This is a genomic window from Vibrio sp. bablab_jr001 (assembly GCF_016464285.1).
GTDB classification, from domain to species: domain Bacteria; phylum Pseudomonadota; class Gammaproteobacteria; order Enterobacterales; family Vibrionaceae; genus Vibrio; species Vibrio fluvialis.
Genome location: NZ_JACDWZ010000019.1, coordinates 1 through 432, shown reverse-complemented (window position 1 = coordinate 432; position 432 = coordinate 1). Strand labels below are relative to the sequence as shown.

Below are 432 nucleotides of genomic sequence, written 5' to 3'. Positions count from 1 at the left end.
GCTCAAGGCTTTGATGACCAGCATTTCGCTGAACTGCTGCGTCTGATCGATAACCCGGATGACCCGGTTGAGTCCGTCGATGGCAAGCGCCGGGAACAGTCCGGCAATGCTTGCTGAGGCCGTCAGGCTCTGCGCGATCGCCAGGTTGTGCTCATACCGGGCGCGGGACAAACACGCGTCGGCGGACTGTAACTGATCGCAGATAATCACCCGCGTGCGCGAAGCATCGATGTCGGCCGCGATGACCACTGCACTGGCATCGTCCCACGTGCCCTGAACTTCGGTGCGGTGAAAACGGGTATGGAACTGACGGGCAATCTCAAGGCGTTCGATGTTGTTGCCGACTTCAAGCCCGATACCCTGAATGATGCTGTGCGCGGTGTTCTCAATCGTCAGTACGCCATTGCGTTCAATCAGCGCCAAGCCTTGCTC

General features: G+C 58.8%; 1 pseudogene. It reads right to left on the bottom strand.

Annotated features, from left to right (window positions below):
- Positions 1-432 (bottom strand): annotated as a pseudogene (locus JIG40_RS00935) (phage tail protein); the annotation flags it as partial.